The organism is Chryseobacterium sp. ON_d1, assembly GCF_006829085.1.
In the GTDB taxonomy this organism is placed as follows: Bacteria; Bacteroidota; Bacteroidia; order Flavobacteriales; family Weeksellaceae; genus Chryseobacterium.
In genome coordinates, this window is sequence record NZ_BJTC01000011.1 from 1 (window position 1) to 24,817 (window position 24,817).

Consider the following 24,817-nt stretch of genomic DNA (forward strand, 5'->3'; position numbering starts at 1 on the left):
ATATCAATTATTACAATAACGACAGGATAAGACTTAATCTAAAAGGAAAGAGTCCGGTACAGTACCGAACTCTTTCATATAATAATATTGTTTAATTTTGTCTAAACTTTTGGGTGCAGTCTATCTGGGGTGATTTTTTTAGAAGGTCTGATAAAGCTTATTCTTTATTTTTTACCAATACCCATCCTGAATATTTGGTTTCAGTACTGTTTTTATTGTTTTCATTCCATGAGATGGTATACCAGTAGGTTCCTGTTGGAATTTTCTTTCCAAATGCAGTTCCGTCCCATGTAAAGTTGTTTATTCTTTTGGCTTCATGAAGTTTGTTTCCATATCTGTCATATACTATAAAGACTAGATTTTTCTTGTATGCCAGCGCAGAGTAATCGATAACGTCATTTACATTATCCCCGTTCGGAGTGATGGCATTAATAAGGTTCGGAACCGTAATGATTACCTGAGTTGGTGTACAGTTGTAAGTATCTTTTACATATACTGTATTTTCACCTCTCGGAAGTCCTGTGAATGTATTTGAATCCTGCCAGTTGACACCGTCTACAGAATATTTGTAAGGAGGGACTCCTCCTGTAGCGGTAACAGCGATAGTATTGTTTGTTATTTCTATTCCTGATATTACTGGCTGAACACTCGCATGTACGCGTACCTCCTGAAGAGTGAAGCATTTTCCTGTCTGAAGTTTTACCCAATATGCCCCAACTCCTACGTTGCTGATAGATTGTGTAGTTTCACCAGTGCTCCATTCGTAGCTGACAAAACCAGGTCCGGCATCCAGTGTTGTTTTGGCTTCAGCACAAATCGTTTTATCTTTCAATACAGCTGATTTTACAGGAGGTAATACTTTCAGATCTATCTTGGCAATGGAATAACACTGCTTGTCATTGTCTACTCTTGCAAATACCGTTTTGCTTTCTGAAAGATAATTTAGTGGTGTAGCAATAGGATTGGTCTGAGCTTTGGCATCAGCTACAGTAGTGTAATATTTAATAATAGTTCCGGTAGGGGTAGGAACAGGTACTCCGATATCAGCTTTAGAAAGATCAAAAGTTGAACGGTTTACATCATTGTCAATATAGCAGTTCTGAATAACAGCATCTTTTAAAACTACTGCAGGATAGAATAGCAGTTTGATTGTAGTCGTTGCGATACATCCAAAAGAAGAAATCACTTTTACATAGACCGTTGCTTCCTGAGAAATATAGTTAGCAGGGTCAGTGATTTCATTGATGTCTGCATTCATATCAGCAGCGGTAGCATAATACTTGATTGTTGCTCCGCCTGGTCCAAATACGTTGGCTGTTGTTAGGTTATATTTTGCCGTACCGGCTCCGTTGTTGTTACAAGAATATAAAGTGGCGGTATTTGCTGAAATACCTACATTGACAAACTTAAATTTCCCGGTTATGAAACATCCGTTGTTAGGATTACTTGGATTAGTAGGATCCTGATATACAATTCTGTAATAGTATGTAGTGGTTCCGTCTACTGTTGCTACGGTAAGAGGGCTTGCGCCTGTAAGGGCATCATTGGTTGTTTTGTGGTAAGTAACCTTGAAATTCGAGCTGTTTCCATTGATGATAGAGGCAGTAAGTGTTGTAAAATCAAACTGGGTAGGTAATGAGCAAACCATTACCTGGCTTGGATCATTTGGATTAGTTCCTGGAATTCCTGGAGTAATGAATGGATATGGAGCCAGAGTTGGATCGTTGAATGCTGAGCTTAAGCTTGCAGTACCAGACCATTCTAAGGAAAATCCATTAACCGATCTACTGAAGTTGTCAATAACCAGATAATACGTTTGACCTACCAATACATCCATATAAGGACTCCATTTGCCATTGTTCATACTGGCTGTAGTGCCTGGAGGGTTGGTAGGAAATACTGCAGGCGGGGCAAGAGTAAGATCCAATCCTGTGTCTCCGGGAGTTCCGCTATAGTTACATCTTATTGGCTGTACAAAGACGTGAGCTGAATTCTGTAAAGAAGTACATCCGTTTGTTGTGGGACCATAAACTGCAAAATCATAATCATCACCCTGGTCATTTGGTTTTATTTTAAATGCAAGGGTGCCTGGTGTAGATATGGTGAAAGTATACCATACAGTATATCTTTCATTGGTGCTGAGGCATCCCCCGTTTTGATTAAGAATTTCTATAATATTCCCCGGGCCTGAAGGGGTGTAAGAGATGTCAGAGTTACCACAGATAGGGATTGCTGTGACACAGTCTGACTGTGAATAGGCCATTTGCGTTATCAATAAAATAAAAAGAAGTAATATTTTTTTCATTGTTAAAACTATTTTCGTTAAACAAAATTAAAGATCAATAAATTTTTATCATAATTTGTAAAAGAAAAAGCCGCCAAAGCGGCTTTTCTTATAATAAGGGTTTATTCTCTGTTTTTTACAACAATCCATCCTGAAAACTTGAAAGGAGTATTCTTTTTGTCGTTTTCATTCCATGTTACAGAGTACCAGTAAGTACCTGTAGGGATCTTCTTGCCGGCAATGGTTCCGTCCCATTTGTATCCGTTTGATTTATCTCCCTGATGGATTTTTGTTCCATATCTGTCAAAGATACTTAATACAAGATTTTGTTTGTCTGCCATAGCAGAATAATCTACAACATCGTTTACACCATCTCCATTCGGAGTAATCATATTTATAAGGTTTGGAACTACTACAGTAACTTCAATAGGATCACAGTCATATGCATCTTTTACATATACTTTATAAGTGCCTCTGGCAATATTGGTAAATGTATTGGAGTTCTGCCATGTGATTTTGTCCATTGAGTACTGATAATCCGGTGTTCCTCCTATAACATTTATCGTAAGCGTTGTGTTGGAAACATCAATATTGGTTACTACAGGCTGTTCAGAAGGATATACGGTAACTTTCTGTGTTGCGATACACTCTCCTGTTTTCAGTTTTACCCAGTAGACTCCTACCCCTACATTTTTGATTGACTGGGTAGTTGCTCCTGTGCTCCACTCGTAACTGCTGAAACCTGCTCCGGCATCAAGAGTTGTGGTGTCCTCCATGCAGATGACCTTGTCTTTCAGTACACTTGATGTCACAGGTGGAATTACTGTTAAAGTAATTTTTGCAACAGTATAGCATCCGCGGGTGTCTGATACTCTAACGTATACAAATCCATTGGGTGCAATATAATTATTAAATCCTAAAATTTCATTTGTTGCATCTATTGCATCTGTCAGCGATGGGAAATATCTTTTGGTTGTCGTTCCTGTAGGACTCGTGACCGGAGCATTTGCCAGATTGAATAAAGCCGTAGACGGGTTTGATTCTATAAAGCAGGATCTTAATGAAGCGTCTGTTGCTGTAACCAAAGGGTAGAATTTAAGTGTAATTTCAGCTGACGCTGTACATCCAAATTCGTTGATCGCTTTTACAAAAACTGAGCCTTCTGCAGAAACATACATGTAAGGATTGGTAATCTCGTTGGTTCCGTTATTAAGGTCATACATTGAAGGATAATACTTTAATATATGATTGGGAGCCGCCCCTACAGTTGCTGTAGATAGATCATACATTGCAGTGCCTGAATTGTTATTGCTGCAAGAGGTAAGGGTAGCAGGGTTTAGTGTGAAAGATTTATCAAGAAATTTTATCTGTCCATATTCTCTGCACTGATTTAAGAAGCTGGTCGGGCTGTTGGGATCAACATAGCTGATTGCATATGTATAAGTTGTAGCTACATTGATATTCGTAGGTGCGGTAATAGGATTATTATCATCCAGGGCATCTGTTGCTGAAGCATAGTATTTTACTGCAAAATTTGGGTTGCCGTTTAAGATCTGTGAGGAAAATGTAGAGAAATCATAGTTGACAATTTTACCACATACCGGGATCTCTCCGTTTTGGGTAGGACCAGGCTGTAAAAACGGATTTGGCTGATAAACCTGTGCCGAATTGTGGTCAAACGGAGTAAGAAGCTTAGCTGTTCCGCCAAACGTTAAGGTAAATGGAGCAATGTCTATAGAGTAATTATTTAAAAGAAGATGATAAACCTGTCCGGGAAGTACATCAATATATTTTACAAAACCATCACCCCCTCCTCCTTCAGTCGTATCTGTAGAAGTCATATTAAGGCCGGTAGGGTTGATGATGCTTGCATTAACACCGGCATAAGAACATCTCAATGGAGTGGCTGTTGTATTGGCGCAGTTATGATTCGGGCCATACAGAGCAAAATCATAGTCTATACCTACGGCAGTGGGGCCTGTAGGAGTTACTAAAAACGTCAGTGTTCCGGCTGTTTCTATGCTGAAAGTAAGCCATATGGAATTACTCTCCCCATTAGGGCCAAGGCAGCCTACCTGGCCTTCTTTAATATTTCCCCATCCGTTAGGCTTAAGAGAAATCGCTGCATCGCTGCATATCGGTATGGCAGTAGCACAGTCCTGCTGTGCAAAAGCCATTTGAGCTACGAAAAATAGAAAAACGAGTAGATATTTTTTCATGTTGATCATTTTAATTTTATCTTCAGATTATTGAACAGAAGGGATCAATTGCTTTCCCCAAGTTGGAGATTTGCTGTCTGAAGCGTTTGGGTTGGAAAATTCGCTTAAAGCTTTACGGTATAAAATGTCGGCATTAGTTTTATCACCTGATTTTTCTTTGATCTTTGCCTGAAGAATCGCCAGTCTCGGGTTGTTAACAGCACTGGTTTCAGCCTTAGCTATACTTTGAGAGATGACATTCTGATCAGGCTGGCTGCTTTGAGAACCGTCAATCTGCATTTTCTGAACATACAGTAAACCTAATAATATGTTGATCTCAGCGTTATCTCTTTGCGCAGTCCATGCTCCCGCTGCTATTTTTCTGGCTAAAGCATTGTCATCCGTAAGGCTGGCTCCGGGTGCTTTCTTTAGCAGGGTTTCATTTTTAAGGTATAATGCAACAGCGGCATAATAATTGGCCTGCCAGGTTTCTGAAGTTTTTGCTCCTGAAAATTTACTGAAGACATTGTCGTAATCACTAGCTGTTTTGGATGCATTGAGCTGCAGTACGGCTTGGGTTAGCACTTTGTCAGTGAAGGCTTGGGCCGAAACCCAGCAGTTTACAATGAAAAAGCTTAAAATTAGTAAAAGTTTAGTCATAGGGGGATATTTTATAGAAGCAAATATAAAAAATTATTAACGTTAAATTAAAGATTTTAAGATATATTTAATGAAACTAATGTATTGGTTTTTAATAATGTATTTTATTTTTCATGTGCGATTATATGAAGATGGTAAAGATATTGGTTATTTGTCTGAATATTTAGAATTTAATTCTCTTTTTTTGTTATAAAAAGCAGGTATAAAAGAAAAATCAGAATAGAAAATGATCTATTCTGATTTTAAGTATTTCGAATTACGATTTGTTTCGTGTTAAATTTAAATGAACTGATAAATAATAAGTTAATATTGCATTTTTCTCAGCTTAGGATTGGTGCTTCCCACCAGTAATGCTACTAACACAGTCATACATCCTCCAAAGACTACAGATCGTACTACTCCAAGTAATTTAGCCATGAGTCCGCTTTCGAACTGTCCCATTTCGTTGCTGGACATGATAAATATTGAATTCACACTGAGAACCCTCCCTCTTATATGATCAGGTGTTTTCAGCTGTACAATCGTTCCGCGTATTACCACAGAGATTCCGTCAAGCATCCCGCTCATCACAAGGAACATAAAAGAAAGCCAATAAATTTTGGATAAGCCAAAGCCTATGATGCAAAGCCCGAATCCGGTTACCACAGCAAGAAGTATTTTCCCTTGATTTTTCCGAAGAGGAACAATTGATAAAACTGTAATGATGCACATGGATCCGATATCAGAGGCTGCATTGAGCAGGCCGAAACCTTCAGCTCCGGAATTTAAAATATCTGTGGCAAAAACAGGAATCATGGCTACAGCGCCACCAAAGAGTACCGCAAACATGTCAAGGCATAAAGCACCTAAAATTTCTTTGGTCTTAAAAATATAGGAAATTCCTTCACGCATGCTTTCAACGACATTCACCGTTTCCTTTTTGTATTCCGAATACTGCTTGTTAAGTTGCCAGAAAAATAAAGAAGCAACGAATATCAAAGATAGAATAACAACTAGAGTCCATTTTACTCCAATGTATCCTATGAGGAGTCCGCCTATAGCGTGTCCGCACACAGAAGAAATAAGAAATGTAGCCTGATTGAGAGTTACGGCATTGGGGAGGTTCTCTTTCTTTACAATTTTAGGAATCATGGAAGGAACAATAGGGCCGATAAAAGCTCTTGCTATTCCTGTGAAAAATATCACCCCATAAATAAAATAAGTGATCTGATGACCTGTAAAATGCATTTCCACATTAAAGAAAGCGGGAATCAGTAACAGTCCGATCAGAAAAATATAAGCATAATTGCAGGTAAGAAGCAGTTTCTTTTTTTCATTCATATCAATAACGTGTCCTGCATACAGGGCACAGCTTACTGCAGGAATTACTTCTGAAAGGCCAATAAGACCTATTGAAAAAGGATCTTTTGTTAACTGGTACACCCACCATCCTAATAATGTGGCAAGCATTCTGAAAGCTAAAACAATAAAAAATCTCCCGGTGAGAAGATTTCTGAACTCAACATTTTGTAATGTCTGTAACGGGGTAAAGGAAATCATGAACAAAAATAGTCCTAAAAATTTATTTAGGACTATTCATATGTTGATTTTTAAAAGATATCGTAAATATATCCCGAAAGATAAAATCTATTTTAGTCAGCTCTGGTAGAACTCAATACGATGGCAGCAACTCCTGCTGCTCCAATGATAGTAGCTCCTGCAGCAATCCTTGCCTTCCTCCTGTCTTTCACAGCGGCTACTTTTGCTTTAGGGATAATGACTTCTGTGCTGTCTTTTTTACCAGCTGTACCTACAAGGTTGTCTCCAACGATATTTCTGAATAAGATGGTCTGCTTCGGAGATCCGTCTCTCATTGTTACTTTGTAGATTTTTCCGGCTTCAAGATTGGAGTAGTTGTTTTTTGAAATATCCTCGCTGTATTTTGTCGTAGCGCAAGACGTAATAACAAATAAAGATGTTAATAAAGATGATTTCAACAGTACAGATGCTTTCATTATTTTCTTTTAGTTTTTCAAATTTATAATTTTTTTCGAATATACGTTTTTGGAATTGAAAAAATATGATTAAAGTTTGTAAATTTCTAAGAGATCTGCAATCTTTCTGTCATTCGCCAATCTTGGAGTCTTATTTTGGCCTCCCAGTTTTCCCTGGGATTTGGCATATTCGTGAAAAGCATTCTTTTTCAGTCTTGTGATCTGCAGTTTCTGCAGGATATTTCCCGAAATCAGATCGTTATAATACGTATTTCTCGCCCGAAGCTGCTGATCCAGCTCTTCTCTGAATGCTTCCAGATGCTCCGGTTCTTTTTCAAACTCAATCAGCCATTCATGATAAGGAAGTCCTTCAGATGGGTTTACTTGTGGTGCAAGATGAAATTCTGTAATCTGTGCCGGATATTTTTCAATGGCAGCTTTCATCGCTTCTTCCACCTCAAAAGCAATCACGTGTTCTCCAAAAGCTGAAGTAAAATGTTTTGTTCTGCCACTTACCAAAATCCTGTAAGGATCCTTGCTGATAAACCTTACAACATCTCCAATGGAATAAGCCCACAATCCGGAGTTGGTGGTAAGGATCAGCGCGTAATCTTTATGAAGTTCAATGTCTTTTAATGTTAATCTTCTTGCTCCTGGTTTGCCATATTCTTCCAAAGGAATGAATTCATAGAAAATCCCGTGATTGGTCAGCAGCAGGAGTCCTTCTTTGGTGTAATCATCCTGAAAAGCAAAAAAACCTTCAGAGGCAGGGAAAGTCTGAATAATATCGACCTTGCCGCCCAATAGTTCTTCCATCTTATCACGGTACGGTTCATAATTGACTCCACCGGTGACGATAAGCTGAAGATTAGGGAAGAGCTGCTTGATCTTTTTACCATGTTTTTCCGTTAACTTCTCAAAATACATGATAAGCCATGGAGGAATACCGGAGATCAACGTCATATTTTCACGTTCTGTTTCTTCAATGATCTTGTCAACTTTGGTTTCCCAATCCTCTATGATATTGGTTTCCCAGCTTGGCAGGCGGTTTTTTTGAAGATAGTTAGGGATATGATGGGCTACAATACCGGACAATCGCCCTGTTTTTATTCCAAATATTTCTTCCAGTTCAGGGCTGCCCTGCAGAAAAATCATTTTCCCGTTTACGAAATCAGCATTGTTCTTTTTGCTGATATAATGGAAAAGGGCACTTTGAGCTCCGCCAACCTGAAAAGGCATTCCTTCTTTAGAGATAGGGATGTATTTGGATCCGGAAGTCGTTCCTGAAGTTTTGGCAAAATATTCCGGGGTTTCTGTCCAGAGAATATTAGCCTGTCCTTTTTTTACTCTTTCAATATAAGGTTTCAGATCTTCATAGTCGGCTACAGGAACTCTGTCCTGAAATTCTTTTACAGAATGGATGTTTTCAAAATCATGCTCACGCCCGAAAAGTGTTTTTTGAGCTGTATTTACCAGAGAAAGTAACAGGTCTTCCTGGTCTTTTCCTGCATTTTTTTTGAAATCTTCCGCTTTTTGGACATGCTTTTTTGCCCAGATCAGTGCTGCATTTTTCTTGAAGAAGTTTAACATGGGTCAAATTTATAAATAAGTACAGAATCTGGAATCATTTTTTACAAGGCTTCACATAAAAAAACCGATGGAACATGTTCCACCGGCTTTTCGAAATTTGATTATGAAAATAACAACTATATGTTAATGTTGTGCTTATTTATTCTCCTTGTACCTTTTATCAGGAGTCCCGTCTTTTTTCAGGTGTTTGTTTTCTTTATATCTTTTATCCGGAGTTCCGTCTTTTTTCATTTTGGCAGCCGGTTGTGCAGGCTTCGCTGCTTTTGCATCCATTGCCGGTTTGGCAGCTTTTACTTCTGCCGGTTTAGCAGCCTTTGCAGTAGTTGCTTTTACAGGTGGATGTGCTGTTGTGCTTTTAGCGGGAGCAGTCTGCTGTGCAGTGGCAAGTCCTAACCCTAAGATTAATGACATTGCAGATAATAATTTTTTCATAAGAATGATTGTTTGTTTTTGTTGAATAAAGATATACAAAAACCAGGCTAAAAAAATGGTATTTTCAAACTTAACTAAAGTTTATTACAGCTTAAAAAAAGATTAAAGCTTTTCATTTACAGTTAAAAAGCCTGCCTTCAAAGGATGAAGACAGGCTTGCATAATATATAAATAGACACATCTAACGTGTACAGTTGGCTGTCCACGTTTTGCCGTCTTTTGCAAATAAGATTTTTAACGTGTTGTTATCAATTCTGATATAAGAGGTTGCTGTAGAACCAATCATTACAAGCGTATGATCCCCTTCCTGATTAAACTCTATTCCGTTAAGATCGGGAATACTGTTTGAGAAGGCAAAATTATACTTGGTGCCGCTGGCGATCTTTGTCACAAATACACTTCCGTTATCTGTGCTGATATTGGTGGAGCCTCCGTCATTATAAGAAACACTTCCCTTGTAAGTTCCTGCAAAAAATTCATTGTTTACAGGATCATCATCTTTGCTGCACGACGAAAAAGATAATGCTGTAAATACCAACAGCATCATAAGTCCTAAAATTTTAATTGCTTTTTTCATAATACTATTCTTAATGTTTGGTAACATAAGGATCCCAAACACTGTGCCATGTGGGAATAATTAATTTTTTTTAACGGGTTATTAAATAAAATTGTAAAAAATTAAGATTTATTTTTTTTGGCTAAGTATTTCATTTCTAAATCTGAAAGGATCATATTATATAAGCAGAGAAAAAAATATCAGTATCTTTGTATCTCCTAAACGGTTTCGGAAAACTCCCGAAATCGCTTCTGTCGTTTATACCACTACTATATGCAGTTAAAATCCATCAATGAAAAGTTCCTTCCAGACCTGTTGCAGAAAGAGTTTGGAAAAGAAATTTTTACTCAGCTAGAAAATAATCAGCATATTGCTGTAAAAGGAAGTGCCGGATCTTCAGTCTCTATTTTTGTGGCTGAACTTTTTTTGGTTCAGAAAAAAAATATTCTTTATCTCGTAGATGATAAGGAAGATGCATTATATGCCAATACTGAGATGGAAGACCTTCTTGGTAAAGATAAAGTGCTGTACTTTCCGGCAACCCATCTTGAGCCGTATCAGGTCGAGAAAACACAGAATGCAAACTTGGTTTTAAGAACGGAGGTTTTAAATAAAATCAATTCCGGAAGGTCTCCCAGAGTGATAGTTGCCTATGCCGGCGCTCTATCTGAAAAGGTTTTAAAAAAAGAAGATTTTAAGGCGATTTCTCATCATATTAAAGTAGGTGATCAGCTGGATTTTGATTTTGTAGATGAGCTGCTTAATCATTATCATTTCCAACAGGCTGATTTCGTTTCTGAGCCAGGCGAATTTTCTGTAAGAGGAGGAATTGTAGATGTGTTTTCCTATTCATATGAAAAACCATACAGGATTACGTTCTTCGGAAATGAAGTGGAAAGCATCAAAACATTTGATATTGAAACCCAGCTTTCGGTAGATAAGGTAAAGGATTTTCAATTGGTTTCCAATATGAATTTTTCAGTGACAGGAACCAGGGTATCACTGCTGCAGTTACTGTCTAATGAAAGCTTTGTAGTTTCAAAAAACGGAATGGTGGGAATGCAGAAAATAAGGACTTTTTATGAAAAGTCTCTGGAGAAATATGAAACGTTAAGTAAGGATATTGCACACAGGACTCCACAGGAACTTTTTATTTCTGATCAGGAGTTTCTGTTCGATTATAAAAAATTCAGGACAGTTGATTTTGGAGGAGTAATGATTGAAGGATTGAAGGAATTTACTGAGGTCAGAATGGACCAGCTCCCACAGCCTTCTTTTCATAAAAACTTTGAACTGCTGATTGAAGATATTGAGGAAAAACAGAATAATGGATTTGATACCTGGATTTCCTTTTCAACAGAAAAACAGAAAGAAAGGCTGGAGTCTATTTTTGAAGAACTTGAGCATGAACTTCCCTTTAAAAGCTTTAAATCTGAACTTCACGAAGGGTTTGTAGATCATGGTCACAAACTGATGGTCTATACAGATCACCAGATTTTTGACCGTTATCAGAGATATAAAGCTAAAAATACTTTTGCAAAATCTGAACAGCTTACCCTGAAAGATCTGATGTCTCTGAAGATCGGTGACTATATCGCTCATATCGATCATGGAATTGGGAAGTTTATGGGCCTGGTAAAGGTAAATAATGATGGCAAAATCCAGGAATGTTTCAAATTGACTTATAAAAACGGTGACCTGCTGTATGTGAGTATTCACTCTTTACATAAGATTTCAAAATACAACGGCCCGGATGGAAAAGAAGTTGTTTTGAGTAAACTCGGATCTCCAACCTGGAAATCTTTAAAGCAGAAAACAAAAGCTAAAGTTAAGCAGATTGCTTTTGACCTTATTAAACTGTATGCCCAGAGAAAAACGGCAAAAGGTTTTGCGTATACACCGGATTCCTATCTGCAGAACGAATTGGAAGCCAGCTTTATTTATGAAGATACTCCGGATCAGGAAAAGGCTACCATAGATGTAAAAAAAGATATGGAAGCTGATACAGTGATGGACAGGCTGGTTTGTGGTGATGTAGGTTTCGGAAAAACAGAAGTTGCAATCAGGGCTGCATTTAAAGCGGCTACTGATGGCAAGCAGGTTGCCGTATTAGTGCCTACAACTATTCTGGCTTTTCAGCATTACAGAAGTTTTAAGGAAAGGCTTAAAGATTTTCCGGTAAATGTCTCTTATGTCAACAGATTCAGGACGGCCAAACAAAAATCAGAGACTTTAGAAGATCTGAAGAATGGAAAAGTAGATATTATCATTGGAACACATCAGTTGGTAAGCAGCTCTGTGAAATTTAAAGACCTTGGATTGCTGATTATTGATGAAGAGCATAAATTCGGAGTTTCAGTAAAGGATAAGTTGAAGACCTTAAAAAATAATGTGGATACCCTTACTCTTACAGCTACTCCTATTCCAAGAACCCTGCAGTTTTCATTGATGGCTGCCAGGGATTTGTCTGTAATCAAAACACCACCTCCTAACAGACAGCCTGTGGATACGCAGTTGATAGGATTCAATGAAGAAATTCTTCGTGATGCTGTTTCATACGAGCTTCAGAGAGATGGGCAGGTATATTTTATCAATAACAGAATTGAGAATCTGAAAGATATTGCAGGGCTTATTCAGAGACTGGTTCCCGATGCAAGAGTGATTACGGGACATGGACAGATGGAGGGAAAACAGCTGGAAAAGAATGTCCTGGATTTTATGGAAGGAAAATATGATGTCCTTGTATCTACCACCATTGTGGAAAGTGGTGTAGATGTGCCGAATGCGAATACTATTTTTATCAATGATGCACATCGGTTCGGAATGGCAGACCTTCACCAGATGAGAGGAAGGGTGGGACGAAGCAACCGGAAAGCGTTTTGTTATCTGATCACACCTCCTTATGATATGATGACTTCGGATGCCAGAAAACGTTTGGAGGCTATTGAACAGTTTTCAGATCTGGGAAGTGGATTCCAGATTGCAATGAAAGATCTTGAGATAAGGGGAGCAGGTGATCTTCTGGGAGCTGAGCAGAGTGGATTTATCAATGAGATGGGTTTTGAAACGTATCAGAAACTGATGCAGGAAGCATTGGAAGAATTAAAAGATGATGCTGATTTTGAAAACCTTTTTGAAAATGAAGAAGATCGTCAGAAGCTTTTTAAATCCGTGAAAGAGGTTAATATCGATACGGATTTGGAACTGATGCTCCCGGATTCATATATCTCCAATACGGAAGAAAGGCTGCTGCTGTATCAGAAAATTGCAGAGATCAACAATGAAGCAGATCTTCATCAGTTTGAGCTGGAATTGATCGACCGTTTTGGGGCACTGCCGAAAGAAGCTGTTAATCTTCTGAAGAGTGTGTCCCTGAAATGGCTGGCTGCTGATATTGGTTTTGAGAAGATTGTAATGAAAAACGGCGTCTTTTTAGGATACTTTCCGGGGAATCCTCAGGATAAATTCTATCAGACCGATAGATTCAGACATATTATCAATTATCTGACCCGCAATCCTGCTGAGGCTCAGCTGAAAGAGAAGTCAGGAAAAGAAGGCAACCAGCTGATGATGAGGAAGGAAAAGGTTAAAAATGTTGATGAGGTAAATCTACTGCTGAAAGCCATTATTGAACATAATTAAATTTTACTTTTTGTTCTTTAGGGACAACTTTATAAAAATCGTGAAAAACGTATAAAAGCCTTAAATTTTTATACGTTTTTTTGTGATTGTTATCATGTTTTTATTTTGGAATATTCCTCTCGGGGAGAATTAAGGCCCTTTTTGTGGTGTTAAAATCACATTCTGATGAGTAATAAAAACTTGTAAGTTCCCGTACAGTAAGGGTTTGGAGCATAATATGTTTTATTTAGTAAATGAAAAGTGGAGTTATGTAGAAATAATTCTACTTTTAGATGTGATTAATTCTATATTGTAATGTGTTTATTTCTATAGGTTTATGGATATATAACTGGAATTTTTTGGACTTCATTGTGTACCTTTGCAGTCCTTATTATGAAAAAAATTATATATTGCTGCGCGGCTGGACTTCTTTCATTCTATGCCAACGCACAGGTGGGAATAGGTACTGCAAAACCTAAATCTGTTCTTGATGTGAATGGAAAGACCACCTTAAGAAAAGAACTTAGAGTAGGCGGAACTTCAACGCAGGCTGGAGATGCCGGGTTGAACGGCCAGGTTTTGGTTTCTCAGGGTGAGGGATTGCCTCCTGTGTGGAAATCATTGAATGTTTCCTTTATGGAAGAGGGACAGTATAAGCTGATCAATTCTTATCTGTCGTCGGATCAAACGGGTATTATATCACTTTCTGATAATGTTGCAGGAGATGGTATTCTTGTAAACAGTGTTGGTGATAAGCTTATCGATCTTACCAAAGGCAAATGGGTGAAGATCGATGGCCTTCAAAATAGTTTTACTGTTAAAAACGGAAAAAACAGACTTACTTATCAGTTTCAGACAGGGGTTGAGATTAAAGCACCTGTTGCCACTACTTCTGAAAGTGTCAGATTTGCATGTGGCGTTTTCAGAAACGGTCTGCTGGTAGCGGTACGCCCGGATAGAATTGCTTCTAACAATAATAGCGGGAAAAATGGTCTCCAGGATTATATTTTTACTCTTAACTATACCGAACAAAATGTTCCGATTGGAGTGCATACAATTGAAATTGCATGCAGAAAGATTGATACCTCAAATGCCGGCTCGCAATTTGCTATCGGGCGTAATGCACAGGGTTCAAACGGAACTTCCAGTGCATTTACTTTAGAATCTACCATGAAAATGGACCTTATCGAATACGTGAGCTATAAAAACAACTAATGATGAAAAAACTATTATCAACGCTGCTTTGTACCACGGGACTTTGGGCAGCGGCTCAGGTGGGAATAAAAACAGATACCCCTAATGCAAAACTGGACGTCAACGGAGATGTCAATTTCAGAGGTAAAATTGCGGTTCTTAATGCTACTGACAATTCTGTATTTCAGGGAAATAACGACCAACTTCTGGTTTCTCAGGGAGAGGGATATGCTCCAATCTGGAAATCACTGCGTATTCCGGAATATGAGCCCAATAAGTTTTACCTGATATATAACAATTCTTTTTCTGATAAAGTTGGAGTTACATTCAGTTCTTCCGAGAATTCTACGGTGGGCTTCACTTCAAGAGGTGCCACTTTTACCAAAGGAAAAGATCTCAGCAGTCTTACCAATTTCAAAAAAATAGATGGGCTTTCACAGGTGATCAAAGTATTCAGTACTCAGAGTAAAGCTTACTTCCAGTTTGAAACAGTTGTACAGGCAGATTTTGGCGCAGCGGGAGGAACAGATAATTCAATAGACTATGCGTGTGGTATTTTTGTGGATAATAAGCTGGTGAATCTGAGACAGAGAAACTTAAAGGCAATTACCACTTCATATCCTTTCCTTACCCATACCCAGATAGGAATTGTAGAGAATCTTGCGAAAGGAGATCATACAGTAAGTGTAGCGTGTACAAGATTAGGCTCTTATGGAGCTACAGGATCAGGAAATGCGCTGACAATAGGGACCAATGTATATACCAATATCAACAGCTTCATTTCACAGTCATCTCTTAAGGTGGATGTATATGAAGTTCCGGAGGTGTTTAACCCAATTATAAATTAAGCAGATCATGAAAAAAATAATATTGATAACCTCTCTGCTGGTAGCAGGTATCGCCAATGCTCAGGTGGGTATTAATACTCCAACGCCCAGCAATATGCTGGATGTAAATGGGGATCTTAATATCGCAAAAGAATTAAGAACAGGAGGTACTGATCTGTTGAAAGGATCTGCCGGCGCAGCAGGAGATATTCTGCATAATAATACAGATCTGGGTACGAACGACTGGAAAGCAATCAAAATTGCAGACGGCCAGGGGAGTATGTCTGTATTTTCAATTAATACAGTGGCAGACCAGACCGGAGTGAGCTTTTCAGGAGCTAACGGATCAACAAATCCCTATACTGAAGGAGAGGCACTGACAGGTGGCTGGACTGTAATTCCTGGTGCGGTTGATTTATTTTCTATCACCAACAGTAATAATAAAGCGACCTTCTCATTCCAGACTACCGTACAGAAAACAGGAACAAATTCTGCGAGTTTTGCCTGTGGGGTATTTGTGGATGACAAGCTGAGAGCAGTAAGAACAGATGTATTGCTTGGAGATGCCGGAACTTACAAGATTTTTAATCTTAATGCCACACTGGCGAATCTTACACCTAAAAACAATTACAGTGTAAAAGTAGCCTGTATTAAAAGAGCAATTTCAAGTAACACGCTTGGTGTTGGAAGAGCGGTTAATACAGATAATCTGAACAGTGATATGTCACAGTCGGTTTTGACCACTTCTATATTGCAACCTTATTAATTTTCATAATAATACAATAATTGGAAATCTAAAAACGTTATGTTTTTAGATTTTTTTTGTTTATTAAGTCTATTTCTTGTGAATTTGTTCAGATAAAGTGAAGTGTATTATTGAAAATTGAATTATATTTGGACAAGCTAAAAAAATTCTATATGGTAAAAAACTATTTTTTAAAAATGTTTGCCGGTATTGCTTTTCTTGGGCTGCTGACAGCATGTAATACAACCTCAGACCCTACAGAATCCATTCCTAATCCGGATGATGGTCCACCACCTAAAAAAGTTTTGACAAAGGTGAGTTCCAATAATGTTTCTCAGGAAGAGTATATTACTGCAGCAGGATCAGGAGATTTGCAAACTGCTGTATCTAAAGATGAATTCGCTTCCGGAAGTGCTTATTTTACTGGAACAGTAACATATACCAACAATAATATTACGAAAGTAAAATATGTGAGTTCAGCATCTTCCAGTCTCGTATATGAATTTAATATTGTCCCTGATGCCACAGGCAAAAGAATTTATAATGCAAGTTCTACTGCAACCGGTGCAACTCCATCCGTCTCAGTGGTAAGTGATTATGCATTTACCTATAATGCAACGACCAATAAGCTTACCAAAATTCTTGAAAAGAGAAAAGAAGGAGGAATAAGTGCCTACAACAGATTTATAGACTATAGTTTTGTGTATAACGGTGATAATGTTATTCAGGTAGTTTGTTCCAAGGGTATTCTGGATATCAATGGAAACCCGAATATGACTACAGCAGTAGTAAGCAAATACAGCTTTCAAAATTATGATGCTCAGAAAAGCCCTTATTCTACGCTTCCTTCGGTTTATTTTATCACACGAAGCCTTATGAATCCGGCTAACTTCTATAAAATATCTCCAAACAATCCTACTTCGATGTTTATAGAATTGCCATCACCAGCTACTCCTGTTAATACAGCTCAAAGTTATTCTTATGATAATCAGGGGTATGTAACTGTTGAAAAAAATCAGAACCTAACTTTTACCTATAAAAATTTATAGGAGAAATATAGTTATTAATCTTACCGGAATATAAATAATAATACAATTTTTAGGCAAAAAAAAATTATATTTGTCAAAAAAATAATCAATTACAAGGAAATGAAACAAATTTTCTATTTTATTTTATTAATCGCAGGTTTTTCCTCAATACATTCCTGCAAGAGTTTATTAGATGAAGATGGAAACCCGTTGCTGGATCTTAACAATACAGGAGGTTTAAGCGGGCCAAGAGCATTATACAGAGAAATTACAGATAAAGATACTATTGCAGAATATCGCTACAGCGGACTTCTTGTGACTAAAGTAATTACAGACAGTGCCTCAATCACAGATATCATGTACAGTGGTGATAAAATCAGCCAGATCAACTTTAACGGTTTCCTTGATCTTGACGGAAACGGAAAGCTGGATAAAGACAGTGTTTCATACACACAATTATTCTCTTATGCAAACAATAACAAACTTCAGTCAATTTCTGAAAACCGTTCGATTTTCAGAAGACCTCCTCCTATAATTCCTGGAAATCCTCCTGGACCACAGACATTACTGAAAAAAGAGAAGAGCCTTTATGCTATCAAGTACAGCACTTCTACGGGGAAACTGGATTCTATCATTATGAAGAACGGACCGGACGTTCCGGGAGCTCCTCTTAATTTTACAGATTATTCTAAAACAGCTTATACTTATGTAGGAGATAATGTATCAAAAGTAGTAAGATACTACGGGACAATGTCAGGAGGAGCATTCGGTACTGTTACAGGAAAATACAGCTATGAATATTATGCCTATGATGAGCAGGTAAGTCCATTCACATTATTGCCGCACGTATATAAGATTTCAAGATTATTATCTACAGTGATCAATGATAAAGAAAGTCTTATCTTATCTCCAAACAATCCTAAGAGATGGTCAGTAACAGATCTTACGCCTCCAATTCCAACACCAATTGTGAAGAGTACCAATTACGTTTATGATCCTCAGACATACATGACAAAAGGATATGGGGTTAACTATATTTACAAGCCACAATAAAAAATTTTTTTAATAATATTCAAACTCAATCTTTCCTAAGATTGAGTTTTTTTGTTTTTTATCTCTTAATTTTGCAAAAAATTTCTGATGAAATATTTAATCGTAGGGCTTGGTAATAAAGGCTCAGAATATGAAAATACACGGCATAATATAGGCTTTAAAGTAGCGGAGAAAATAGCTGAAACGCTTGAGGTATCATTCAATACCTCCAATTTTGGCTGGCTTGCAGAAGGAAAGCATAAAGGCAGAAAGGTTTTTATCCTTAAACCTGATACTTATATGAACCTTTCCGGTAATGCCGTGAAATACTGGATGCAGAAAGAAAATATTCCTTTGGAAAATGTACTGATCGTTACCGATGACCTGGCTCTTCCTTTCGGAACTTTAAGATTGAAAGGAAAAGGTTCCGATGCAGGGCACAACGGGCTTAAAAATATTAATGAAGTACTGCAGACTCAAAATTACGCAAGACTGCGTTTCGGGATCTCTGCTGATTTTGCTGCCGGGCGACAGGTAGACTATGTATTGGGAACCTGGAATGAAGAAGAAGCTGAAAAGCTTACCGAAAGAATTGAAACCTTTTCCAAGGCCGCTCTTTCTTTCGTTTTTGCAGGGTTGAATAATACGATGTCTGCTTTTAACGGGAAATAATTCGTAATTGGAATCAAGAGGATCTAAAATATAATAATATTTATTTAAAAGAATGACTACCTCAAAAAAGAGGTAGTCATCTATAATCATTTTAAGAGTGATTTATTAGCTAAATCTATACTGGATTATCCAAAATCTTAGGGATAAATTCTTCTGATTTAGAAATTTCAATTTTTTCCACTTTGCCAAAATGTTTGCCTTTTCAAATCATTTATAATATATTATTTTGCTAAGCTTGTGAATTTTTTATAAGCTTTTTCATATATAATGGAGATTGGGTTTTCCAAAGGGTTCTCCCATTATTTGAAGAGTATTTTTTGCCATTTCTCTCACTTTATTCCACTCTGAATTTGAAAAGTCATCCAAATCTACATTTCTTAAACACCATTGTACTTTATTATTCAAACGTAAAATCGAAGCTATTGAAGCATTGGAAAATTGATTACTTTCTATAAGAGCAGGTAATAATAAAAAAGCATTTTCAAAAGTTGATGTGACCTCATCTGGGACATCTGCGAAATCGGGCAAGTATTTTTCCTGTTCCTCTAACGATGAGGCCAGTAATTTTAAACTTTCTGTTATCTTTTTATATTGATGTATCATAATTATGGATTTATGGTGTTATTACAGGGTTTCTATTTCCTCCTGATAGTGCTTTCCAATATGGCTTACCATTAAAGTGCCTCGGAGCACCAGGATGATATTGTATCATTTTATCTGTAACATCAGTGCTTTTCGAATTCATTTCACGAAGCATCCAACCATTTGCTCATTCATACATTGTATTCTAAAAAGCTCATCAGTATTCTCATCATTATCTCCAATTAGGTAATCGCAATATATATAATTAATCTCCATTAATTTAAACCAAATCTCTTTGAAATATATTGTTGATTTTACCATTTTAATGCATTTTATGGTTTACTATTCACTTGTTTTATAATGAAATTCAATAAAATAAATGCCATCGAATTTCGATGGCATTCCTGTAAATTATAATTGAAATGTAATGAATTTAAATCTTATAACCACGTTACAGCACCTGTTTCAACATCGTAGTTGGCGCCAACGATTTTAATTTTACCTTCAGCTTCAAGATTTTTAAGGGTTGAACTTTGCTTACGGATATCTTCAATCGCGCTTCTTACATTTTGCTGATTAAGCCTTTCAAGAAGAGAGCTGTTACTGGATGAACGCTCTTCATTCTCTTCGATAATTTCATTGATAATAGGATTGAAGTGATTGATAAGATGGTTCAGGTTATCCATTCCCAGGCCTTCAATTTTTGCAGCGTCAAGACCTCCTTTCAATGCCCCGCACTTGGTGTGTCCTAATACGACAATGAGCTTAGAACCGGCAACATTACACCCAAATTCCATAGATCCCAGAATGTCCTGATTCACAAAGTTACCGGCAATTCTGATACTGAAAATATCTCCAAGCCCCTGGTCAAAGATAAGCTCTGCGGAAGTACGGCTGTCGATACAGCTTAAAACAACGGCAAAAGGCCATTGTCCTTCACGCGTAGCATTTACCTGTTCAAGAAGGTCTCTGTTTGCTTTAAGGTTATTGACAAACCTCTGGTTTCCTTCTTTTAAGAATTCTAATGCTTTTTCAGGAGTAATTGTAGATTGGGTTTCGTATGTATGTGCTTTCATATTTTTATTGTTTTCAAATTTAAAGTTAAAAAAATTAATTAATTGAGGGATGAGATTACATTGCTCTTTTGTGAGTAACCAAAATATGGGAATCCTCACTTCTTTCGTAATCTCTGTATGAAGTTTTAAAGCCTAGCAGTTCAACATTGATATCCTGTTCCTTGGCGCGGATATTGGCAAAATCCTGGATCATTTCCAGTACATCTGTTGCGATGTATGAAGTGTTTCTTGCATCAATGATTACTGTAGAGCTTGGTTTTATGTTTTTAAGTGTTTTTTTAATGGCTGCCTTATTTAGAAAGGATACTTCTTCAGCCAGTTTGATATTGATTCCATCTGCGTCATCCAGTCTCTCCCTGCTTAAGTAATATGCTCTTTTCATATTTCCCTGAAGAATATAGAATACTGAAATCGCCAGACCAATTCCAACTCCCTTTAATAAATCTGTTGCGACTACTGCTACAACGGTTGCTACAAACGGAATAAACTGGAATTTTCCCAAATGCCAGAAATGTTTAAACGTAGCTGGCTTTGCCAATTTATATCCGACTAAAATTAATACCGCAGCTAATGTTGCCAATGGGATTAAATTTAAAACAACAGGAATAGACAGGACACAGATTAATAAAAATACACCATGAATAATGGTAGACATCTTAGATGTAGCTCCTGCATTGGCATTGGCAGAACTTCTTACTACTACAGAAGTCATTGGCAGACCTCCAATAAAAGAACTTATAAGATTTCCTATTCCCTGGGCTTTAAGCTCGAGATTCGTATCTGTAATTCTTTTCTGTCTGTCCAGCCGGTCAGAAGCCTCTATACAAAGTAAAGTTTCAATAGAGGCAACAATAGCAATCGTTGCTCCTACGATCCATACTTTGGGATTGGTGAAACCATTAAGATCAGGAGTGGTAATCAGGTTTTTAAAATCATCCAGAGTCTGTGGAACCGGTAAGGAAACCAAATGCTGTGTCTGCACAGCCAGGGAGCTTCCGGACATTTTAAAGAGCTGATTCAAAAGGATACTTACTATAACCGCAACTAATGCGCCGGGAAGCATTTTCATTCTTTTCAGCACATGGATTTTGTCCCATGCGATAAGAATTGCCACAGATATTAAAGTAATAACAATAGCCCCCGGATGGATGGCTTCCAGCAATTCTGTAAAATACCCGAAATTCAGTCCATTGTCAAAAATCGACTCGTGCCCTTCATAATCTTTATCAAATCCTAGGGCATGCGGAATCTGTTTTAATATAATAATAATTCCTATGGCAGCAAGCATACCTTCAATAACGTTATTCGGGAAATAGTTGGAAATACTTCCAGCTCTTACAAACCCTAAAACCAATTGAATAAGCCCCGCAATAATCCCTGCACAAAGAAAGAGTTCAAATGCACCAAGATCTGTTATTGCTGTTAAAACGATAGCTGTAAGGCCTGCTGCAGGTCCGGAAACAGATATATTTGAATTACTGATTGTTCCTACTACCAGGCCGCCTATGATACCGGAAATAATACCGGATAACGGTGGAGCACCTGATGCTAAAGCAATTCCTAAACACAACGGAAGTGCTACTAAAAATACCACGAGTCCTGAAGGAAAATTTTCCTTGATTCCTCCTATTAATGATGTCTTTTTCATAATGTGAAGCTGTAAGGGATAACCGACTTATTGGTTGTAAATAAGTCAATTATAAAAAGTTGGAAAAATAATTTTATAATACATGCGTATCCGATATCAAAAATGATATGGAGTAGTATCAAAAAAATCTAACTATAGGGGTTACGCTTCCGGAGGAGGAGAAAATATAGTAAGTAGTGGTGAAAGATGAAAAGAATCATCAATCAGAACAAAAGACACGCCCTGAACATCAGGTTCGGAAAACTTCAGATAATCGAAAACATCCAAAGGTTTCGGAATTGTCTTTTCGTAAACAATAAATGAGGATGGGTGAGAGTGTGGTTCTTCTTCATTGATTATTATATTCGTTCTTGCAATATCCCAGCCCGCTACCGCAGCAATGCCTGGCAGCGCCGTAAAATTCAGAAAAAACGTTAATACAATAATACTCCAGAATTTCATTTTACATTCTTTTTAGAAAAACTATTTGGTCTTTCTGCTCATTACCCAATCAGAACTTGTAAGATTGTAGATCTTTTGGATGTCTTTTAAGATTTTCTCAAAATCAATTTCAAGATCAATGATTTTACCTGTTCTGAGGTCAAATACCCAGCCGTGTACAATAGGATACTCTTCTAAAATGTATCGTTCCTGTACGCAGGCCATTTTAATCACGTTGATGCATTGCTCCTGAACATTAAGTTCTACAAGTCTGTCATAACGTTTGTTTTCGTCCTCAATAGAATCCAGCTCAGCCTGATGCAGCCTGTAAACATCGCGGATGGTTCTCAGCCATGGATTCAGTAATCCTAGATCCTGAGGAGTCATCGCTGCTTTTACACCGCCACAATTGTAATGACCACAAACAATAATGTGTTTTACTTTCAAATGCTCTACAGCGTATTGGATAACCGCTGTGGAACTCATGTCTAAAGTATTGACCACATTGGCTATGTTTCTGTAGACAAAGACTTCTCCAGGTTTTGCTCCCATCAGTTCCTCTGCGGTAGCTCTGCTGTCTGAACATCCGATGTAGAGGTATTCAGGATGCTGAGTTTTTGCAAGTTCATGGAAGAAATTCGGATCTTCAGCTACTTTGGACTCTACCCATTTTTTGTTGTTTTCGAAAATAACCTCGTACGATGGTGACATAATTCTAAATTTTTTGAAGTTTATAATTATTTATTTCGTTTAAATTATTTTCAAATTCAATAGACTAAATCAATAATTATACAAAAATATAATTTTTGTTAAAGAATCAATCACTTTTAACAAAGTTTAATATTAAAATATGCTTAAAATCATATCTGATATCCCGATATGTTTCGTATTACAGCCAATGAAGTCTATCTGGTAATCCAAACGTTTAAAAACTAGGATAAAATTACGAAGTATAAATCAAAATTTGTGATTTGTGGATTAAAATATTTTTAATTATTTATTGGGTCGGAATTGTCACTGTCAAATAGCTAATAAAAATGACTTCACAGGTATCAAAAAAAATAAATAACTTGAAGCTTTGATTAATTGATCAACCTGATGTCTGATTTTAGTCTGCAATCTTTACCATCGGTATATTATCTGGCAGGAGTTTTTATTGCCTGTTTCTCTTCATTTCTGATTGTCGGGAAACGTAAAAAGGGAATGGCTGATTATGTATTGGCAGCGTGGTTCCTGATTATAGGAATACATCTTATTTTATTTGTTTTACTTTTTTCAGGATACTATGTGAGGTTTCCTTATTTTCTGGGATACGAAGTTATCTTTCCTTTTATTCATGGGCCAATGTTGTATTGGTATGTTCTGTGTGTTACAGGAAAAGGACCGGACAAAAAGACGTGGTGGCTGCATTTTATTCCTGTTTTAATAGTCTGTTTATTATTGCTGAAACTGTTGATGCTAAGTCCCTGGGAGAGGCTTGCTGTTTATCAGAGCGGAGGAAGACAGTACGAGTTGATCAGCCGACTGCTCAAATATATGATGATTTTATCAGGAGTAGTCTATGTTGTTTTAAGTCTTGTTGTGGTTAGAAAATATACGAAAGAAATTTCTGATCAATATTCCAATACTGAGAAGATTAACCTTAGCTGGTTGTATTATCTTATTACCGGAATAGCCTTGATATGGGTTGCTGTAATGATTAGAAATGATATTCTTATTTTTTTCATCGTAGTCCTGTTTATCATCGCAGCTGCTTATTTTGGAATCAGCCGTGTCGGGATTCTGGATTTAGCTGCGGAATTTACTGTACATGAAAAAGAAGCTGATGAAGCAATGGTGAAGTATCAGAAAAGTTCACCCGGAGAGGATGCTATAAAGATCATTTATAAGAAACTTACAGATAAGATGGAAAAAGAAAAGCTTTATAAAGACCCGGAACTGAATCTGAACCATACTGCATTACTTCTGGACATTCATCCAAACATCCTGTCCCAGATGATTAATTCAATGGAGAACAAAAACTTTTATGATTATATTAACCGTCAGAGGATTGAAGAATTTAAAAGGATAGCTATGCTTCCTGAAAATGAAAAGTTCACCATTCTTTCATTGGCATTTGAGAGTGGCTTTAATTCGAAAACCTCATTTAACAGGAATTTTAAAAAATATATGAACTGCTCCCCAAGAGAATTTCTGAAAAGCCGGAACATACAAATAGAATAGCTGATTCCCGTTATTTTTAATGGCTTTTATTGCATGAGGTTTATTTTTAATGAGTT

Annotated in this window: 22 protein-coding genes; 9 read left to right on the forward strand and 13 right to left on the reverse strand. The window is 37.2% G+C overall.

Features of this window, described 5'->3' with window-relative positions:
* The first annotated feature begins 2 nt into the window (after positions 1–2).
* Positions 3–95 (forward strand): IS3 family transposase, encoded by a 93-nt coding sequence (locus tag CRS_RS24840; RefSeq protein ID WP_373995763.1) that lies wholly within the window; start codon positions 3–5, stop codon positions 93–95.
* Between the two features lie 62 nt (positions 96–157).
* Here the strand turns inward: CRS_RS24840 and CRS_RS17080 are convergent, their stop codons facing one another.
* The 8 genes from CRS_RS17080 to CRS_RS17115 form a co-directional block, all read right to left on the reverse strand.
* Positions 158–2,305: a T9SS type B sorting domain-containing protein gene (locus CRS_RS17080; RefSeq protein ID WP_142725224.1), complete on the reverse strand. Its 2,148-nt coding sequence runs from the start codon at positions 2,303–2,305 to the stop codon at positions 158–160.
* 101 nt (positions 2,306–2,406) lie between these two features.
* Positions 2,407–4,503: a T9SS type B sorting domain-containing protein gene (locus CRS_RS17085; RefSeq protein ID WP_308463716.1), complete on the reverse strand. Its 2,097-nt coding sequence runs from the start codon at positions 4,501–4,503 to the stop codon at positions 2,407–2,409.
* Positions 4,504–4,530: 27 nt separating this feature from the next.
* Complete coding sequence (locus tag CRS_RS17090) at positions 4,531–5,142, reverse strand: hypothetical protein (protein WP_142725226.1); 612 nt, start codon at positions 5,140–5,142, stop codon at positions 4,531–4,533.
* Positions 5,143–5,445: 303 nt separating this feature from the next.
* Positions 5,446–6,681: an MFS transporter gene (locus CRS_RS17095; protein WP_142725227.1), complete on the reverse strand. Its 1,236-nt coding sequence runs from the start codon at positions 6,679–6,681 to the stop codon at positions 5,446–5,448.
* 92 nt (positions 6,682–6,773) lie between these two features.
* Positions 6,774–7,136: a hypothetical protein gene (locus CRS_RS17100; protein ID WP_142725228.1), complete on the reverse strand. Its 363-nt coding sequence runs from the start codon at positions 7,134–7,136 to the stop codon at positions 6,774–6,776.
* A 69-nt stretch (positions 7,137–7,205) separates the two neighbouring features.
* The gene (locus CRS_RS17105) at positions 7,206–8,705 is read right to left on the reverse strand and encodes a GH3 auxin-responsive promoter family protein (protein WP_142725229.1); all 1,500 of its coding nucleotides are present in this window, start codon (positions 8,703–8,705) and stop codon (positions 7,206–7,208) included.
* A gap of 135 nt (positions 8,706–8,840) precedes the next feature.
* On the reverse strand, positions 8,841–9,137 hold the full coding sequence (locus tag CRS_RS17110) for a hypothetical protein (RefSeq protein ID WP_142725230.1): 297 nt from the start codon (positions 9,135–9,137) through the stop codon (positions 8,841–8,843).
* Positions 9,138–9,318: 181 nt separating this feature from the next.
* Positions 9,319–9,714: a hypothetical protein gene (locus CRS_RS17115; protein WP_142725231.1), complete on the reverse strand. Its 396-nt coding sequence runs from the start codon at positions 9,712–9,714 to the stop codon at positions 9,319–9,321.
* 252 nt (positions 9,715–9,966) lie between these two features.
* Between CRS_RS17115 and mfd the strand changes: the two genes are divergently transcribed.
* The 7 genes from mfd (at position 9,967) to pth (ending at position 18,812) form a co-directional block, all read left to right on the forward strand.
* Positions 9,967–13,335 carry a transcription-repair coupling factor gene (mfd, locus tag CRS_RS17120; RefSeq protein WP_142725232.1) on the forward strand — a complete coding sequence of 1,123 codons (3,369 nt, stop codon included), beginning with the start codon at positions 9,967–9,969 and terminating at the stop codon, positions 13,333–13,335.
* 372 nt (positions 13,336–13,707) lie between these two features.
* The gene (locus CRS_RS17125; protein ID WP_142725233.1) at positions 13,708–14,529 is read left to right on the forward strand and encodes a hypothetical protein; all 822 of its coding nucleotides are present in this window, start codon (positions 13,708–13,710) and stop codon (positions 14,527–14,529) included.
* Positions 14,529–15,356, forward strand: a complete 828-nt coding sequence (locus tag CRS_RS17130; RefSeq protein WP_142725234.1) for a hypothetical protein — start codon at positions 14,529–14,531, stop codon at positions 15,354–15,356. Before CRS_RS17125 ends, CRS_RS17130 begins: the two co-directional genes overlap by 1 nt.
* A gap of 7 nt (positions 15,357–15,363) precedes the next feature.
* A complete protein-coding gene (locus CRS_RS17135; protein ID WP_142725235.1) occupies positions 15,364–16,101 on the forward strand; it encodes a hypothetical protein in 738 nt (245 codons plus the stop codon).
* A gap of 152 nt (positions 16,102–16,253) precedes the next feature.
* Complete coding sequence (locus tag CRS_RS17140; RefSeq protein WP_142725236.1) at positions 16,254–17,129, forward strand: hypothetical protein; 876 nt, start codon at positions 16,254–16,256, stop codon at positions 17,127–17,129.
* A gap of 99 nt (positions 17,130–17,228) precedes the next feature.
* On the forward strand, positions 17,229–18,161 hold the full coding sequence (locus tag CRS_RS17145; RefSeq protein ID WP_142725237.1) for a hypothetical protein: 933 nt from the start codon (positions 17,229–17,231) through the stop codon (positions 18,159–18,161).
* Between the two features lie 87 nt (positions 18,162–18,248).
* On the forward strand, positions 18,249–18,812 hold the full coding sequence (gene pth, locus CRS_RS17150) for an aminoacyl-tRNA hydrolase (RefSeq protein WP_142725238.1): 564 nt from the start codon (positions 18,249–18,251) through the stop codon (positions 18,810–18,812).
* Between the two features lie 258 nt (positions 18,813–19,070).
* Here pth and CRS_RS17155 read toward each other — a convergent pair whose 3' ends face one another.
* The 5 genes from CRS_RS17155 to CRS_RS17175 all read right to left on the reverse strand — a co-directional run bounded on the left by CRS_RS17155 (position 19,071) and on the right by CRS_RS17175 (position 23,249).
* Positions 19,071–19,415 carry a hypothetical protein gene (locus tag CRS_RS17155; protein ID WP_142725239.1) on the reverse strand — a complete coding sequence of 115 codons (345 nt, stop codon included), beginning with the start codon at positions 19,413–19,415 and terminating at the stop codon, positions 19,071–19,073.
* A gap of 419 nt (positions 19,416–19,834) precedes the next feature.
* Complete coding sequence (locus CRS_RS17160) at positions 19,835–20,470, reverse strand: carbonic anhydrase (RefSeq protein WP_142725240.1); 636 nt, start codon at positions 20,468–20,470, stop codon at positions 19,835–19,837.
* A gap of 55 nt (positions 20,471–20,525) precedes the next feature.
* Positions 20,526–22,118, reverse strand: coding sequence for a SulP family inorganic anion transporter (locus tag CRS_RS17165; protein ID WP_142725241.1), 1,593 nt, complete (start codon positions 22,116–22,118; stop codon positions 20,526–20,528).
* 141 nt (positions 22,119–22,259) lie between these two features.
* Positions 22,260–22,559, reverse strand: coding sequence for a hypothetical protein (locus tag CRS_RS17170; RefSeq protein ID WP_047427346.1), 300 nt, complete (start codon positions 22,557–22,559; stop codon positions 22,260–22,262).
* A 21-nt stretch (positions 22,560–22,580) separates the two neighbouring features.
* A complete protein-coding gene (locus CRS_RS17175) occupies positions 22,581–23,249 on the reverse strand; it encodes a carbonic anhydrase (RefSeq protein WP_142725242.1) in 669 nt (222 codons plus the stop codon).
* A gap of 387 nt (positions 23,250–23,636) precedes the next feature.
* On the opposite strand from CRS_RS17175, the gene CRS_RS17180 reads away from it, so the two are divergent.
* On the forward strand, positions 23,637–24,761 hold the full coding sequence (locus CRS_RS17180; protein ID WP_142725243.1) for a helix-turn-helix domain-containing protein: 1,125 nt from the start codon (positions 23,637–23,639) through the stop codon (positions 24,759–24,761).
* Positions 24,762–24,817 lie beyond the last annotated feature (56 nt).